The organism is Parazoarcus communis, assembly GCF_003111665.1.
Classification (GTDB): domain Bacteria; phylum Pseudomonadota; class Gammaproteobacteria; order Burkholderiales; family Rhodocyclaceae; genus Parazoarcus; species Parazoarcus communis_B.
This window is the reverse complement of record NZ_CP022188.1, coordinates 4,677,079-4,689,728: the sequence shown is the minus strand read 5'-3', so window position 1 is coordinate 4,689,728 and position 12,650 is coordinate 4,677,079. Positions and strand designations below refer to the sequence as shown.

The following is a 12,650-nucleotide window of genomic DNA, read 5'->3' as shown; positions in this document are numbered from 1 at the left end:
ATTTACATATAGTTATGCTTATGCCGACGTTAGACACAAAAATTCTCAATCGTATCCAAGTCATTCCAGAAAATCAAAATTGGAATGATCTTAGAATATTTGATCCGAGGACTGGGCCCATTGTACTTTCTTTTTTAAATGCACATGCTTTCAATATAGCGTGGACTAACAGCGAATTTTTCACGGATCTTCATGCTTCAGATTACATTCTCAGAGACGGAATTGGAATAAAACTATTTATGTTGTTGTTCGGCTATTCGCCAGGCCAGAACATGAACGGAACAGACTTGATCCCATTTATTCTTAAAAAAGAAGTTTGCACAGTTGGGTTGTACGGGACGTCCGCACCCGAACTTGAAGCCGCCTCAAAAAGAATAAATGATTTCGGCTGTACTGTAGTGACTGCCTTAGACGGATTTAGGGATAAAAACGATTATCTATCTGATGCTTTGCTTTTCAGGCCGGCGATAATTGTGCTTGCAATGGGAATGCCCAAGCAAGAGCATGTAAGCGCTTTATTGAAATCTCGAATAGATTGGCCGTGCTTAATAATTAATGGTGGGGCCATTCTTGATTTTCTTGCAGGTCGGGTTAAGCGGGCTCCGCTAATTGTAAGAAGATTTGGTTGTGAATGGATATATAGATTGCTACTTGAGCCTCAGAGGTTGTGGAAGCGTTACATACTAGGAAACTTTTTGTTCATTTTCAGAATTCTATATATCCGCGCAGTAAAAAAATAGTTAAAAGCATATAGTAAATTCATACATGAAATACAAACGAATTTTGACTTTGTCGTATTATCACCCGATGGCGCGTTTCTTCTGCGCCATTGAAGATGAATGGAAAAAGATTGATAGTGAAGTAGAGTTTCTTCATATATCTGTATTTCCTAGTGCATACGTATATTTTTTAGTGCATGGAAGACGAACCGTTTCTGTTTCATGGATCTCTGCGCTCGGTAATGTGTGTCACGAACGTTTAGAAAAAAAGGTGCTTGACGAGATTACACTTTTTCACGTTTCTGATCCTGGTATAACTAAAGATGAAGTTTCAGAAATACACGAGCACGCGTGTAAATTATTTTATAACTCAAGACGAGTAACCACTAAATTCTCTCCCGACCTTGCAATCATTAGTGGTGATACCCGAATGCCCGCTGAAGTGATAAAGCATGTTTTATCGGGGACAAAGACGGAAATATTATATTTTGAGCAAGGTCCATATAGAACAACAATACTTGATCGAAATGGGGTTAACGCTAACTGTTCGTTCCGCGAGAAACTTGGGGCTTTGGATATAGAAACCTTTGAGGCTGATTCACCAAGGCCCAATTTGAACTTGCGTTGGAACAATAAGCTTTATTCAGCGTTAGACAAACTTTCGCTTCTTCAGTCTCGTTTTACTGGTGTTTTACCCCCAGAGGTTCGTGGTTATCGACTCAAGAAAGTTAGTAAAAAGCTATACAATCAGATATTAAGCGATCGACCTACGAATTCAGTTCCTGATTTAACGGTGCTTCTCGCTATGCAAGTGCCAGAAGACGCAAACAATATTTACCACAATCCGTTAAAGTTAACTGATATTAGCTTGCTACAGTTAGTAAAGTCAGCTTTACTGGATGGAATGAGTATTATCGTACGTGAACATCCCTTATACAGAATGAAATACTCTCAGAAGTTTTACGAGGAAATTGAAAAATCCAACTCCGTTTTTCTAAGTTCATCTTCTCTAGATGATGATCTGAATGCATCAAAGAAGACGGTAACTATAAATTCAATGACAGCTCTAGATTCCTTCGCGGTTGGTAATGATGTTGCACTGTTGGGGGATTCATTCTTTGATAAATTGCATGGTATGTGGAGAGTCCGTAGCTGCGAGGAACTGAGAGTTTTCTTTAATAGCGTGTGTGAGACTGAGTCGGCGAATAGAATTAAGTTGATAAACGCGTTCAAAAAGAGGTATCTCTTGGATGGTCACTTTTCAAACCAGGATCAGTCGTTTGTTTCCAAGATAGTTAAAAAAATTCATGGTAATGAAATCTAGTTGATAAGATGATCCGCAGAATAAAGAACACTACAGCATGGTAAGGCGCGTCCTACGAGGTTTTTTATTGCGAGCTTTGGGCGCGATCTCTAATTTCGTTTTTTTTATAGTTGTTGGACGATTGCTCGGCGCTGCTGAAACAGGCCTTTATATGATTGCATTCGGTTTTGTTGCAGTCGCCTCGTCCGTTTGCCGATTAGGTCTAGAGCAAATAGTTGTTCGTGAGGCATCACCCTTGATTAAGGAAAATAGAGAGTGTGAGTTAAACGCTCTCTATCGTTACGTCATACTGCGTGTCGGTTTTGTTGGCCTTTCTGTTTCTTTTGCAACAATTGCTTTAGTTTACCTTGCTGATACGTTAGGCTTTATAGCTGTTAGCGATATTAAATATTCGCTTTACTGGGCCGCATTGTCGGTGCCAATGATTACGATCGCATACATACATGTTCCATTTCTTCAGGCCGCACTTAAGCCTGAAGCGAGTGTAAGTATCTTAACTCTATGGATACCAATTTTTTCATTAGGTCTACTGTTTTTGTATTGCCCGACTGATAACGGTGATACATCTAGAATTTATTTTATAGCTTGTGCTTTTGCCGCACTGATATCGATTGGCCTGTGGACGAAATCATCACCAAAGTATGCTCCAGAATCGGCAAAGTCAGACAGACCGATTAAATTGCTTAAGTCATCGTCTTCGATGCTTATTGGTAATTTTTTTCTTATGTCTTTACCTTGGATTGGCGTGTACGCAACTGGGTATTTCTCGACTGTTGCGGAAGTTGGTATCTTTTCAATGGCCATGCGTGTATCGATATCAATCCCAGGTTTCATCTTGCCACCAATAGAGGCAATTGTAGGGCCAAAGATTGCTAATTTACGATCAAGTGAAAATTCTTCAAGCATTGAAACATTTTCCACTGCAATATCAACTGCTTTAATGGTTGCTTCTATTTTAATTTTTGTTATTTTGTTTTTTTTCGGTAGAGATCTTCTTTCGCTTTTCGGTAATGAATTCCGTTCTGCTTATTGGTCATTGCTTGTATTGTGCTTTGGACAGTTAATAGTAATAATTTGCGGGCCAACGCGTTCAATTTTGGTGACCTATGGATTTGAGCGAGTGATTAGAGATTCGATGGTTGTTTCAGCTTTAATATGCCTGTTTCTTGCTCTTTTACTCGTGCCATCGTATGGAGGTCTTGGTGCTGCGGTTGCAACGTCTGTCAGTATTGCGGGTCAGAAAATGTATGAAGTTTATGCTTCGCTTCGGTTGCTCGGAATACAAACTTATCCTTCTCGAAAGGGGTTAAGTGCTCTGCTTGATATTTTGGGGCTACATTGAGGTTGTTTATGTTCGACATAGGGATTTTTTTTAAGATTAAAAATAGACTAAGTACATTCTTTCAGTTTCTTGTATACCCAATCTTTTTCAAATCATTTGGGGTTGGTTCTCGAATTCTTCGTTCAAAACGAGTATGTGGTAGCACAAGGATTGAAGTCGGAAGTAATACTTTTATTAATAATGGAGGATGGATAGAGGTTATTGAGGGGTATGTTGATAGTCCGTTGTTGTCCATTGGGAATCGAGTGTATATCGGAAATGACTCCCATATAATTGCGATTGATAGTGTGGTTATAGAGGACTCAGTGATAATTGCTGATAGAGTACATATCGCCGACTATAGCCATAGGTATGACGATGTTAAGACTCCAATCATCGATCAACCACTTTCGCTAAAAGGTGCTGTACGTGTCGGTTCGGGAACCTGGATTGGAGAAGGGGTAGTAATAATTGGTGCAAAAGTCGGAAAGAATTGTGTTATCGGTGCTATGTCTCTAGTTAACAAAGATATCCCGGACTACTCTGTGGCTGTAGGCGTTCCGGCAAAGGTGGTCCGTTATTGGTGTAAAGAAACCGGACTTTGGGTCCAGTGCTAGACCTACTGAATTGGTGCAAAGCATGAATCCGACTTTTCGCGCAATGAATTATTTGTTATTAGTGCTCATACTTCTGGTAAGCGGAGGTTGGGTTGTTGTAACCCGAACTGCCAATGAATTTTTGATAGCATTCATATTTTCATTTCTTCTGTTCGGTTTTCTACGTTCAAAGATAAAGTTTGCTTCTGTAAGCCCTAGATCGTTCGTGCTTGTTACATTTCTAATTCTTGTTTCATTCTTTCAAGATGGCTTGCTTGACGATAAAGAGGTTGCCGTAATTCTGAAGATGTTTATTGCTGCTTTGGCTTGTGAATATTATTTCGTTCGACGAGTGGATTTTTTGGTTTTATTTGTCGAGACGATGTACTTTGTGGCGTTGGTTAGTCTTTTTAGCTTTATTGTCGTCTTGTTTATACCAACAGTATTAGTCCCTATAGATGGTGAGTACAGTACTGCGTTTGGTGTTGGGTATTTCCGTTCCTCAGAGATTGCACGTTTTGGGTTTTACCGAAATCAATCTTTTTTTTGGGAGGCTGGCGTTTTCGGTTCGTTAATCGGGTTGGCTTATTTCTTAAATGAGGCGTCGTTACGGAACAGAAGAATAAGTTATGTTTTTCTTGCTACCATGCTAACGACGTTTTCTATGGGTGCGTTTTTGATTTTCTTTCCATTGGCACTCTATTCGATGATTCGACAGCGAAGTCGTTCTTTTGCTCGCGGATTTCTTCTTGTTGGTGTGGTGTGTCTGCTAAGTGCCTATTATTACCCTGATTTGTTTGTTGGTATTCTTGAGGTTACTTTTGGGCGGAGTTTTTCTAATGACGCAAGTCTGTTGGTACGCGTTAATGATTTGGTGTTGGGGTTGCAGGCTTCCGGCGGTGGATTTTTCTTAGGCCGGCCGAGTGGTGATTACGATTCGTATAACGAACTCCTTTTAGACGAGCACGGTTACACCAAGGGTGATGAAGGTGGGATCACAAACTCAATAGTTTGGTTGATTTATAAGTACGGTTTTCCTTTCGCGTTTATATATTTAATGGTTTTATTCTTTGCCGTTAGACGTTATAAGTTAAAGAATAGCTATATACTTTTTACAGCGTTGGTTGGTTTTTTAATGATAGAGCCGCTAAGTGTTTCTATTTTCTGGCTTATGCTTTTGGGTTGGAAGCCTATTGAGCAATCCCGGATTTTGTCCAGTTAAATTGTATTGTGTTTCGGGTTTATTTAAGGGTGACCAAGTGATCTGCATTCGTATCAGCGAAGATGTTACCGTTTCAAACGAAAAGTCTTTTGTACTCTTCGGGGGCGTAAATGTTATAGAAGACCTTGATTCGACACTTAATGCTTGCGCCGCATACGTAAGGGTTTCCGAGAAGCTTGGGATCCCTTTTGTTTTTAAGGCCTCGTTCGACAAAGCGAATCGTTCGTCAATCAAGTCGTTTCGAGGTGTCGGGTTGGATGAGGGGATGCGTATTTTCTCGGCGGTAAAGGCTGAGTTTGGCGTACCTCTGATCACGGACGTACATGAGATCGAGCAAGCTGCGACCATCGCGGAAGTTGTTGATGTGTTGCAGATCCCGGCGTTCCTCGCCCGGCAGACGGATCTGGTTGTTGCAATCGCAGAGACTGGTCGTGTGATCAACGTCAAGAAGCCGCAGTACATGAGCCCAGCTCAACTCAAGCATGTGGTGTTCAAGTGCAAAGAGGCGGGTAACGAAAAGGTGATCCTTTGCGAAAGGGGTTCGGCTTTTGGCTACGACAATCTCGTCGTTGACATGCTTGGCTTTCGGCAAATGAAAGAGGCGAGTGGTGGGTGTCCAGTGATCTTCGATGTGACCCACAGCCTGCAGTGCCGCGAAGCATTCGGTGATGCCTCTGGTGGCCGCCGGCGCCAGGTGCTGGAGTTGGCACGCGCTGGCATGGCTGTTGGGTTGGCGGGGCTCTTTCTTGAGTGTCACGCAGATCCGGATAATGCCAAGTGTGATGGTCCTAGTGCTCTGCCGCTTTCACTGCTTGAGCCGTTTCTGACTCAAGTCAAAGCGATTGATGATCTGGTCAAAGGTTTCGCAGAGGTTGAGATCCGGTAGGTGTCGGCGCTCGACTAATCTGGCGGCTTGTATCAAGTGAGTGGTTTGACCGTTGTTATTTTTTGGTGAGGATAGGTATGAGTGAGGACCTCTTGCGCGCAGCTCGTGATGTGTTTGCACTGGAGGCAAAGTCTCTGCTGCGGGCGGGTGAACGCGTTGATGCTGGGTTTGCTGATGCCGTTGGATCGATTCTTGTCGCTAAGGGCAAGCTCATCGTTTGCGGAATGGGAAAGTCCGGGATCGTTGGCAAGAAGATGGCTGCAACCTTCGCAAGTACGGGCACACCGAGTTTCTTCATGCATCCAGGGGAGGCTTATCACGGTGACTTGGGTATGGTCACTTCAGACGACATCTTTCTGGCCATCTCGAACTCGGGTGAAACCGAGGAGGTTGTCAAGCTCATTCCTTTTCTCAAGGACAACGGAAACTTCCTGATCGCGCTTACGGGAAATCCCTCTTCGTCACTGGCGCGCGCTGCTCACTGCCATTTGCACGTAGGGGTTGATGAAGAGGCGTGCCCGCTTAATCTTGCGCCCACGTCGTCCACTACGGTAACGATGGCGATGGGTGATGCTCTTGCGGTTACGTTGATGAAGGCGCGGGGATTCAAACCAGAGAATTTTGCACGGTTTCACCCTGGCGGATCTCTCGGTCGCCGTCTTCTACGGCGTGTAGAAGATGAAATGGTGTCTGAGAATCTCCCGATCGTGCCGGAATCCGCGGGGGTGCTTGAACTCCTTAACGCAATGACTCGGTCACGGTTGGGCGTTGCGATTGTTAAGCGTGGAGGCGGTTGGGCACTTATAACCGATGGTGACGTTCGTCGAGCAATTGAGACTTTTGAGAACAAGGTGTTTTCAAAGAATGCGGGTGATCTGATGACGGTCGATCCGCAGATGGTGTCTGTTGGTACTCGGATTGAGGACGCCCTCGCGCTTATGGATTCCAAGAGGATTACGACCTTGCTGGTTTCCGAGGGAGCTGAAGTTGTCGGGGTATTCAAAAAGTAACTTTTGCGTTTCTTCGTATTCTCGCGTGTTTTAGGGGCATTTCATGTCTGAACTTGGTTCCTTGAGAAAATCGGTTAGGGTTGTCATTCCAGCCCGGTTTGCTTCTTCAAGGCTTCCCGGAAAGCCGTTAGTTGACCTTGCTGGTCTGCCAATGATTGTTCGCGTGGCCAGAAGGGTTAGTGAGGCTTTGCCGGCTTCGGATATCGTTGTCGCCACTGATGACGAGCGCATCGCCAGAGTGCTTGAGTCATTTGATATCAAGTTCATGATGACTTCCGTCAGGCATGAGTCCGGTACAGATCGAGCAGAAGAGGTTGCCGCTCTATGCGGGTGGGGTGAGGATGATGTTGTTTTGAACGTGCAGGGTGACGAGCCGTTGGTGCCGGTTCGATTGCTTCAGGCTTTTGCTGCTTTTTGTTCGGAGAATGCTGATCTCTCGATGGGCACGATTGCAGTGCCGGTTTTGTCTGTTGCTGAGATTCGTGATCCGAACGTTGTGAAACTTACTGTGGATTGCAACGGGAACGCCATTGTCTTTTCGCGGGCAGGCGTTCCATATTGCCGTGATGTTCCGGAGACTGATTGGCCGGTCGCCAGTTATTTACGACATGTTGGTATCTATGCGTATCGGCGTTCCGTTCTGCGCACGTTAACCGCCGCTCCGATGTGCGAACTTGAGAAGCTGGAGAAGCTCGAGCAATTGAGAGCACTGTGGATTGGTCTGAAGATCAGTGCAATGCCATGGTCTGAGGTGCCGCCTCACGGAGTTGATACGCCTGCAGACGTTGAACGTGTTTCGCGGTTGCTTGCGATGGGAAAGGTTTGAGTTAAGCAGAGATGATCTGGCACCACGCATAAGGAGCGCTTCATGGTAGCGACCCACAACGTGCTGACTATTGATGGCCCATCGGGAGTTGGTAAGGGCACAGTTAGCAAGCTCATTGCGGAGAAGCTTGGCTGGCACTATCTCGATTCTGGAGTGCTGTATCGGGCTGCTGCGCTGTCAGTTGAGAAGGCAGGGCTACTTGCTGCGGATGATGATGCGATTGCGCAACATGTCAGGTCGGCATCCGTGGTGTTGGAGCGACAGGAATCGGGCGGGATGTTGGTCCTCGTCGATGGTATGGACTCGACTGCACAGGTCCGACTTGAGAGCACAGGTATGGCTGCGTCCCGGATAGCGGCAATTGGTGCCGTGCGGGCCGCTCTGCTTGAGTTGCAGCGCTCTTTTTTTAAAAAACCGGGTTTGATCGCTGATGGTCGCGACATGGGTACAGTTGTTTTTTACGACGCCCCCTACAAGGTGTTTCTGACGGCGCGTGCGTCTGTGCGTGCTCGGCGAAGATACGAACAATTGTCTCAGGCTGGTCAGTCGCCATGTCTTGCGGAGATTACTGAGCAGATTGAGTCAAGGGATCGACTCGATAGTGAGCGCGGGGTTTCACCGCTCAAAGCAGCGGACGATGCGATCGTCGTGGATTCATCGTCGCTAGGAATCGATGAGGTTGTAAGCCGTATCCTTGGATCATTCGGGTTGGGGCATGAGAAGTGATTTGAGGTGTGCGTGGTGAGAGTTCGAACGAAAGAGCGCATCCGGCGCAATGCCTGGCAGCGTTACTGCTGGCGCTTTGCAACCGTTCTATTTCTCGGCTTGGCAGTCGCGTTGTATGCGATTTTGTCCACAGTCGCGGGGCCTGGTCCACGAATTAAAGACAGCGATCCTGTCGTTACTGAACGCACCGCTACCCTGCGACCCCTATCACTTGCTGCCGATAAGGGCGCGCACGATGACCTCACCGAGTGGTGGTACTACACTGGCCATCTCTCGGGCTCTAGTGGCGAGCGTTATGGCTTTCACGCCACGCTGTTTCTTCGCGGCGGTGTGGTGCGGCACACGGTGCTGCATTTTTCATTGATGGATCTGGCCAGTGGCAAACGTGTGGAGCGTGCGATGCGTACTGCAGGCGTTCCAACGGGCGAGTCGGTGCAGGGATTCAATTTTCGCCAGGCAGATTGGGAAATCAGCAGCGAGGGTACTCAACACATTGTCAATGTTGATGCTGAGGGGCAGAAGCTGGCCTTGACGATGCAGGAGCGTGGTACGCCGATGCTGCATCGGGCTGTGGGCTCCAGAACGCCGGGTATTCTGGATTTCGGTGAGGCGGGTATGAGTTATTACTACTCACGTCCGCGACTCGCAGCCAAGGGAACCGTTAGGGATGCGAGCGGGAAGACCGTGGAGGTGGAGGGTGACGTATGGTTCGATCACCAGTGGGGCGACTTCGACAGTACGCTTTTGGGATGGAACTGGTTTGCGCTGCAGATGGACGATGGTTCTGACTTGATGATCTACGAACTGTTCGACAAGGCCGCGAGACGGGTAATGCTCGCGGGTTCGCTGCAGAGTAACGGAAAGGTCACGCCGCTTGCGGAGTCGGATCTTGAACTGGTGCCGGTTGGCAGTTGGCAGAGTGAGCGGTCCCGTGTGCGTTATCCCGCAGGGTGGGATGTGAGGACGCCCTTCGGCGTCATTCAGGTGCGGCCCGAGAAAGCAGAGAGCGAGTTCAATGGGCTCGAGACTACCTTCAGCTATTACTGGGAAGGTGGTGTTTCGGTCAAAGGCGCAAAGTCCGGGAAGGGATTTCTTGAGATGAGCGGTTACGACCACATCAAGGCGTTGCAGCCGCCAAAGTAAGCGGGCTTACAGCTTGGAGATCCAGCTTGTTACTGCGCTGGAGATCTCTGCGTAGGCTTGCTGATGCGCGGCTTCCCCTTTGCGGTAGGGGTCGGGAATCTCGCGCTTGCTCCAGTGGCCGAGCAGGAAGGTTTTGCCGCGCGCGGTGGCGTCGATGTCGGTGACGTAGTCCAGGTGGTGCTGTTCCATTACCAGGATGAGATCGGCCCAGCGACAGAGCTGTATGGTGATCTGCTGGGCGTGGTGGCCTTCCAGCGACGTGCCGTGTGTCAGCGCAACGCTGGCAGCGGTTTCGTCTGCGGGGTGGCCGATGAGGGCGCCGATGCCTGCGGAGCGGACCTCGGCCTTTTTACCTGCATTTGCGAGGTGTTCGCGCAGCAGGAATTCGGCCAGCGGGCTGCGGCAGATGTTGCCGGTACAGACAGTCAGGATTTTTTCGAACATATCGCTACTGTAATGAGAAAAAGCCGGCGCTCCCTTGCAGGAGCGCCGGCTTTGCATTGTAGTGCTGCTTGATCAGGCTTGCTTGCGACGACGCATGGCGCCGAGACCAGCCAGGCCGAGGCCTAGCAGGGCCAGGGTGGCGGGTTCGGGGACGTCGTTGGAGACGAGGTTGGCGGTCACGCCGGCGAGTGCAAAGGTGCCGTCGATCGTGCCGATTGTTGCCGGCGAGCCCATGGCATCCATTGCGCCCAGGAGTGCGCCAAAGCCGGGCCAGCCTGCTGCGGCTTCGGTGACTGCCACGGTGAAGCCGTCGGTGAAGAGGCTGTAGGCAATATTCAGCACGCCGCTGCCGTTGGGGTCACTGAACACGGGGCCGCCAAGCATTGAGTTGAGCGTTGCGATAACAGCGTTTGAGGTGCTGCCGTCGTAAGCTACGGAGAACGTGTTGGTGGCGAGCGGCACGGAAACGCCGGAATTGAACATGAAGTTGTAGTCACCCGGCGTTGCGCTGCTCAGGCCGAGGAGGCCGGAGAAGAGTTCGACGGCGGGTGCGGCGGGCAACGTGATGGGGGAGCCGGTGCCGCCCCAGTTTACGGTGGCGGAGCCGCCCGTGTAGACGGTGTACGAGCCGCTGGTCGGAACGACGAGGTGGAGGTCGCCGTTCAGGCCGGTGAAAGCAAGGTTGTAGGTGCCGGGGGTGCCGTCGTTGAGACCGGTGATGGCGAAGTTGCCCGTGAGGCTGTTCGACACGGTGTAGGCGAACGAAGGCGCGGCGGTCGCAGACAGCACGACGGCGGTGGCGAGCATTGCAAATTTTTTCATGGACTGGCCTTTAAGGTCGGTTGGGTCGATTGCGCTGCGGTTTTTTTGGTACGGCTGAATCCTGTTGCCCTGTTGTCACATTGTGCATTGAAGCATTTCATGACGCAGAGTCTATGTCGTTTGTAGATAGCAAAATACATACCAATAAACGCAATCCGATGAATGATAAGGAAATACGGGCTTCTCGAGGTTTCGGATAGTTTTCGGGTGTAAAAAATCCCGACATTGTTGTGTTGCAGAAATTATGCAGTTTGTCCCGATCCGTGGTTTCGTGTTCTCATTACACCGGAATGGTTTTTGTGCCTGAACTCCGGTTTTTTGGAGCTTCAGGGCTTCCCCCGGGCGGTTCAGAGGGGCATATTTGTTGCGGGATGCTGGCGTGGCGCGTCGCAGTTGTGGCGACTCACGCGGGTGGCACCGCACTTCAGGGAGCAGTTGATGGCAAAGGGAATGATTTTGGCCGCAGGCCAGGGCACGCGGGTACGTCCGCTGACCAAGGACCTGCCGAAACCGATGGTGCCGATTCTGAACAAACCGGTGCTCGAATACCTGATCGAACATCTCGCAAAGTACGGGATCCGCGAGATCATGATCAACGTGGCGTTCAACCACTACAAGATCGAGAACTACTTCGGCGATGGTCATCGCTGGGGGGTGGAGATCGGCTATTCCTACGAAGGCACGCGCCAGCATGGCGAGATTGTGCCGAAGCCGATGGGTTCGGCTGGTGGTATGCGCAAGATCCAGGATTTTGGCGGGTTTTTTGACGAAACCACGTTGGTGATGTGTGGCGATGCCATCGTCGATCTGGATATTGGCGCTGCGCTGGACGAGCACCGGCACAAGGGTGCGCTGGCAAGCGTTGTCACGCTCGACGTGCCGCGCGAGCAGGTCAAGAATTACGGGGTGGTGGTGGCCGACGACGAAGGTCGGGTCAAGGCCTTTCAGGAAAAGCCGGCACCCGAAGAGGCACTGTCCACGCTGGCCAGTACCGGCATCTATATCTTCGAACCCCAGGTTATCGACCTTGTGCCGCCAGGGCGCGAGTTCGACATCGGTAGCGAACTGTTCCCGATGCTGGTGGAGCAGGATGTGCCGTTCTATGCACAGAAGCGCTTCTTCAACTGGATCGACATCGGCCGTCTGACCGACTACTGGGAGGTGCTGCAGCGCGTGCTGCGCGGCGAAGTGGCACAGATGGAGATGCCCGGTCGCGAGATCAAGCCCGGCGTGTGGGTGGGTCTGAATACCTCGATTGCGTGGGATAGCGTCACGATTGTGGGGCCGTGCTACATCGGCTCCAATGTGCGGATTGAGCCGGGTGTGTCGGTGATTGGCCCCACCTGGATTGGCCGTGGTAGCCACCTGCGTTCGGGGTCGCGCGTCGAGCGCAGCGTGCTGTTTGACTACACCCGACTGGGTGAAGAGCAGACGGTGGAAGAAAAGATTCTTTCCTTCCAGTACTGTGTCGATCGCAGTGGTCACGCCACCTACGTGGGCGACGATACTTTCGATCTGCGCTGGGGCGACGCCAGGGGCTGAGCTTCAGGGCCTAAGTGCCCGCACCAAAGCAAAGAGACCGCCACGGCGGTCTCTTTTTTTGCCCATGCG

General features: G+C 49.6%; 13 protein-coding genes. 11 read left to right on the top strand and 2 right to left on the bottom strand.

Annotated features, from left to right (window positions below; genetic code table 11):
* Positions 1–14: 14 nt before the first annotated feature.
* The 10 genes from CEW87_RS21340 to CEW87_RS21295 all read left to right on the top strand — a co-directional run bounded on the left by CEW87_RS21340 (position 15) and on the right by CEW87_RS21295 (position 9,773).
* A complete protein-coding gene (locus CEW87_RS21340) occupies positions 15–740 on the top strand; it encodes a WecB/TagA/CpsF family glycosyltransferase (RefSeq protein ID WP_108976264.1) in 726 nt (241 codons plus the stop codon).
* A gap of 25 nt (positions 741–765) precedes the next feature.
* Positions 766–2,043, top strand: coding sequence for a capsular biosynthesis protein (locus CEW87_RS21335; RefSeq protein WP_108976262.1), 1,278 nt, complete (start codon positions 766–768; stop codon positions 2,041–2,043).
* A 37-nt stretch (positions 2,044–2,080) separates the two neighbouring features.
* Positions 2,081–3,385: an oligosaccharide flippase family protein gene (locus CEW87_RS21330; protein ID WP_108976259.1), complete on the top strand. Its 1,305-nt coding sequence runs from the start codon at positions 2,081–2,083 to the stop codon at positions 3,383–3,385.
* An 8-nt stretch (positions 3,386–3,393) separates the two neighbouring features.
* Complete coding sequence (locus CEW87_RS21325; RefSeq protein ID WP_108976257.1) at positions 3,394–3,981, top strand: acyltransferase; 588 nt, start codon at positions 3,394–3,396, stop codon at positions 3,979–3,981.
* A 22-nt stretch (positions 3,982–4,003) separates the two neighbouring features.
* Complete coding sequence (locus CEW87_RS21320; RefSeq protein WP_159098230.1) at positions 4,004–5,182, top strand: hypothetical protein; 1,179 nt, start codon at positions 4,004–4,006, stop codon at positions 5,180–5,182.
* Between the two features lie 37 nt (positions 5,183–5,219).
* On the top strand, positions 5,220–6,068 hold the full coding sequence (gene kdsA, locus CEW87_RS21315; RefSeq protein WP_199917243.1) for a 3-deoxy-8-phosphooctulonate synthase: 849 nt from the start codon (positions 5,220–5,222) through the stop codon (positions 6,066–6,068).
* A gap of 77 nt (positions 6,069–6,145) precedes the next feature.
* Complete coding sequence (locus tag CEW87_RS21310) at positions 6,146–7,078, top strand: KpsF/GutQ family sugar-phosphate isomerase (RefSeq protein WP_108976254.1); 933 nt, start codon at positions 6,146–6,148, stop codon at positions 7,076–7,078.
* Positions 7,079–7,121: 43 nt separating this feature from the next.
* Entirely contained in the window at positions 7,122–7,904 is a 783-nt protein-coding gene (gene kdsB, locus CEW87_RS21305; protein WP_108976252.1) for a 3-deoxy-manno-octulosonate cytidylyltransferase, read from the top strand.
* 42 nt (positions 7,905–7,946) lie between these two features.
* Positions 7,947–8,630, top strand: coding sequence for a (d)CMP kinase (gene cmk, locus CEW87_RS21300; protein WP_108976250.1), 684 nt, complete (start codon positions 7,947–7,949; stop codon positions 8,628–8,630).
* A gap of 15 nt (positions 8,631–8,645) precedes the next feature.
* Positions 8,646–9,773, top strand: coding sequence for a lipocalin family protein (locus tag CEW87_RS21295; RefSeq protein ID WP_159098229.1), 1,128 nt, complete (start codon positions 8,646–8,648; stop codon positions 9,771–9,773).
* A 6-nt stretch (positions 9,774–9,779) separates the two neighbouring features.
* Here the strand turns inward: CEW87_RS21295 and CEW87_RS21290 are convergent, their stop codons facing one another.
* Together CEW87_RS21290 and CEW87_RS22855 are read right to left on the bottom strand one after the other, a co-directional pair.
* Positions 9,780–10,217, bottom strand: coding sequence for a low molecular weight protein-tyrosine-phosphatase (locus CEW87_RS21290; protein ID WP_108976246.1), 438 nt, complete (start codon positions 10,215–10,217; stop codon positions 9,780–9,782).
* Positions 10,218–10,289: 72 nt separating this feature from the next.
* Positions 10,290–11,039 carry a PEP-CTERM sorting domain-containing protein gene (locus CEW87_RS22855; protein WP_159098228.1) on the bottom strand — a complete coding sequence of 250 codons (750 nt, stop codon included), beginning with the start codon at positions 11,037–11,039 and terminating at the stop codon, positions 10,290–10,292.
* 450 nt (positions 11,040–11,489) lie between these two features.
* Here CEW87_RS22855 and CEW87_RS21280 point away from each other — a divergent pair, with 450 nt between their 5' ends.
* Positions 11,490–12,581: a sugar phosphate nucleotidyltransferase gene (locus CEW87_RS21280; RefSeq protein WP_234421607.1), complete on the top strand. Its 1,092-nt coding sequence runs from the start codon at positions 11,490–11,492 to the stop codon at positions 12,579–12,581.
* Positions 12,582–12,650 lie beyond the last annotated feature (69 nt).

Excerpts from the sequence above, each read along its gene's own strand:
- CEW87_RS22855 (WP_159098228.1), bottom strand. The coding sequence starts at position 11,039 with ATGAAAAAATTTGCAATGCTCGCCACCGCCGTCGTGCTGTCTGCGACC.
- CEW87_RS21310 (WP_108976254.1), top strand. The coding sequence starts at position 6,146 with ATGAGTGAGGACCTCTTGCGCGCAGCTCGTGATGTGTTTGCACTGGAG.
- CEW87_RS21325 (WP_108976257.1), top strand. The coding sequence starts at position 3,394 with ATGTTCGACATAGGGATTTTTTTTAAGATTAAAAATAGACTAAGTACA.
- CEW87_RS21340 (WP_108976264.1), top strand. The coding sequence starts at position 15 with ATGCTTATGCCGACGTTAGACACAAAAATTCTCAATCGTATCCAAGTC.
- kdsB (WP_108976252.1), top strand. The coding sequence starts at position 7,122 with ATGTCTGAACTTGGTTCCTTGAGAAAATCGGTTAGGGTTGTCATTCCA.
- CEW87_RS21335 (WP_108976262.1), top strand. The coding sequence starts at position 766 with ATGAAATACAAACGAATTTTGACTTTGTCGTATTATCACCCGATGGCG.
- CEW87_RS21320 (WP_159098230.1), top strand. The coding sequence starts at position 4,004 with ATGAATCCGACTTTTCGCGCAATGAATTATTTGTTATTAGTGCTCATA.
- cmk (WP_108976250.1), top strand. The coding sequence starts at position 7,947 with ATGGTAGCGACCCACAACGTGCTGACTATTGATGGCCCATCGGGAGTT.
- CEW87_RS21330 (WP_108976259.1), top strand. The coding sequence starts at position 2,081 with ATGGTAAGGCGCGTCCTACGAGGTTTTTTATTGCGAGCTTTGGGCGCG.
- CEW87_RS21280 (WP_234421607.1), top strand. The coding sequence starts at position 11,490 with ATGATTTTGGCCGCAGGCCAGGGCACGCGGGTACGTCCGCTGACCAAG.
- CEW87_RS21290 (WP_108976246.1), bottom strand. The coding sequence starts at position 10,217 with ATGTTCGAAAAAATCCTGACTGTCTGTACCGGCAACATCTGCCGCAGC.